The 2,864-nt window shown below is 54.4% G+C and carries 2 protein-coding genes; both read right to left on the bottom strand.

Annotation, left to right across the window (positions count from 1 at the left end; translation table 11 throughout):
• Positions 1–1,313, bottom strand: a 1,313-nt coding sequence (locus tag Q0349_RS06585; RefSeq protein WP_298080082.1) for a hypothetical protein, incomplete at its 3' end; no start/stop codon positions are given.
• Positions 1,310–2,864, bottom strand: a 1,555-nt coding sequence (locus Q0349_RS06580) for a helicase-related protein (protein WP_298080081.1), incomplete at its 5' end; no start/stop codon positions are given. The genes Q0349_RS06580 and Q0349_RS06585, both read right to left, overlap by 4 nt.

The following is a 2,864-nucleotide window of genomic DNA, read 5'->3' as shown; positions in this document are numbered from 1 at the left end:
GCCACACCCAATCTGCCGCTATCACGGAATTGTTGGCCATTTATTTCTGCTGGATTGGTTTCGATAAAGCGAAAATTTCTTTGGTCTGCCACTTGCTGAACGCGCGCCGTAATTTCTTCGGTTACCTGTTCAATTGCTTTATGGTATAGCTCGCAGTGCGCGCCGCCGCCGGTAATAAATAGGGGAATTCCGTCCCGCCAAGCCTTGTTTCTTGTCGAACCCCAATTCAGGTTGCGGGTTCTTTCTATGACGCTTTTAACGCGTTCGGCAATTTGTTGCATAAATGCGTTATCTGCTTCTGCAACTTCATCAAAATATTTCCGGCTTCTTTGTGCAAATTTTCGTCCGGGTTCTACTGGTGCGGTATTGTCCCATTCAAGAGGAAGCCCCAGTTTTTGATGGCGGTTATGGCATAGGTAATGGGTACCCAGCGGGCTGACATCGGAAAAGAAGATGGGGATGCGGGGTGGAATGGTTTGGTCTTTTTGCAGGACGATATTGAAGGTGGCAACGTCCAGCGTTGCCGCGCCAATATCAATCAATACGTGCAAGAATTCTTGTACTTGTGAGGATTTCAAATAAGTGGCAATTTGTGCAACAAATTCTGGGATAACGCCGGGTTCTGTTGCTAGCCCGGTTTCTATTGAAAAATTCATCTCGCCGCCGTCAGTCATATTCCAGACACTGATAATGTCTTTTTCTCTAAGTGGTTCGTCTGCTGCCAGCATCCAGGCGACGCGGGCAATATGTCGGAATTTATTGACGATTTCAGGTCTTTCGTGCGGCTCAGTGGGGCAGCCAATATTAAGTTCCCAGCGCAATGTGCGCGCAGCAAGTTTACCGCCGATATTTTTGTCACGATAGAGGAAAGCGCGCGCGTAGCGGATGACCAGTGCCAGATAGGCGATGGTATCGGCCGGGCATTCGTTGCGGGTAGCGGTTTCGTCTATTAGTGGGAGTTTGAGGTTGCCCCTGACATCGGCATTATTTATGCGCCGCCAGCAGTATTCGCCATCCGGCAAGCGCACGACTAATCCGGGAAGAATGTGGCGTCCTGTATCTGTTGTACCGCCAGTAACGGCCGTCCAGCCAACAAGTACTAAATCAACGCCAGCGCGAATGGCAACTTTGGTAAAAGCGCTACCAAAATCAATACCGATGCGCACGGTCATATCCGCCCCGCTTTCTTGATATTCAGGATGCTGCAGGGATTTGCCGATATTACCCCACGCGGGCATTTCCGGCAGGGTTTTGTTATTGATGTGCGGATTGAAGTTATTAGACGATTTTTTCCAGTCTTTTTTTATGCTCATACCACCTCCACCAGTAGTGTGCAGATTTCCCGTGATTCTGCTGCAAATTTCTGGCTTTTTTGTAAAATTTCTTCCCGGCGGACTTCCATGCGGGCGAGGAATTCTTGCATTTTTCGGCGTTCTGCATTTGCCATGCCCAGGCGGCGCCGGCTATCCGGGGTGTTTTCGTGTTGGGCAGCATAGGCTTCATGGTTTTCTATCCGGTTTTTGAATCCTTCGCTTTTTTTGTGGATATGGTCGTTGAGCAGTTGTATTTGCAGGTCGGCGCGATCTTTATTTTCTCGCTCTTTTTCTTTTTTGATGGTGCTGTAGTGCGCGCGGAGGCGGCCTTCGCATTGTGCGGCGGCATGGACACCTTGTTCGGCTTTGATATGGATGGCGGCGGTTTGCCAGTCGCTGCCGTTTTGGCGGATGGCGTTGAGCAGGGTTTCTGCTGCGCGCGCTTCGAGCGGGGTGCCGTGTTCGAGTGCTATCGCGGCGGCGAGCAGGTGTTCTTCTTCTTTGACGCCGGAGAAGTTCGCCAGGCGCGCCATCAGTGCGTAGGTGCCGGGGCGGATGTTCGCCGCGCGGATTTTGGCAGCGTAGAGCGGGTAGTGTGGCGCGTCGTTTTCGATTTTGCGCGAGAGGAAGCGCACCAGCGGGTGGAAGCGGTGGATGATTTCTTCGCCGGGTTTGGCTTTGTCGGTGATTTTGTCGGTGAAGCGGCAGGGTTTGTTGTAGCCGCTGGCAAGGGCGGTTTTGCCAAGCTGGTTTTCTTGTCGCAGGTAGTCGTCCAGTTCTGCCGCCAGGGTGGGGCTTAGGCTGATGTTGTAGGTGTCTTCTTTGCCGTGGACGGCGGCGAACTGGCAGCCGGGGGCGTTGCGCAGGTAGCCCTCGATGTAGCGGGTGAGGTCGTGGCGGGTGATGGTTTTGCCGTCGCCACGCGCCGCTTCGATTTGTGCCAGCAGTTGTTGGCCGTGCGCGACCAGCTGGATGGCTTCGCGCTCCAGTTCTTCTTGTTTGCGCTGGACGTTGGTGATGGCGAGTTCTGTCGCTTCGAGCATGCGTGCTTCTTCTGCGGCGGTCAGGTGTGCCGAGAGGAGCGCGTCTTCGAGTTTGCGCACGTGGCCGAGGATGGCTTCGGTCTCGCCCAGGGTGTTTTCAAAGACGCCGATGCGGGCGGTGAGGCGGTCGAGGATGCGGGCGTCGATGGTGTTTTGGTGGACGAAGTTCCAGATGAGGATGCGTTTGGCTTGTTGGCCGATGCGGTCAATACGGCCGATGCGTTGTTCGATGCGCATCGGGTTCCAGGGGAGGTCGTAGTTGATGACAAGGCGGCAGAATTGTAAGTCCACGCCTTCGGAGGCGACGTCGGTGCAGACGAGCAGGCGGCGGTTTTTGTCGTCGCGGAAGGCGCTGACGATGGCTTCTTTGTCAAATTCGCCGCCGCCCATCAGGAGGCTGGCTTTGATGTTTTCATCGGCAAGGCGCTCAACGAGGTAGCGTGCGGTGCCGCGGAAGGTGGTGAAGACGATGGCTTTGGCGGCCGGGTCTTCTGTCATGAAGCGCTTG

The organism is uncultured Cardiobacterium sp. (assembly GCF_938028185.1).
Taxonomy (GTDB): domain Bacteria; phylum Pseudomonadota; class Gammaproteobacteria; order Cardiobacteriales; family Cardiobacteriaceae; genus Cardiobacterium.
This window is presented reverse-complemented; position numbering and strand designations above follow the sequence as displayed.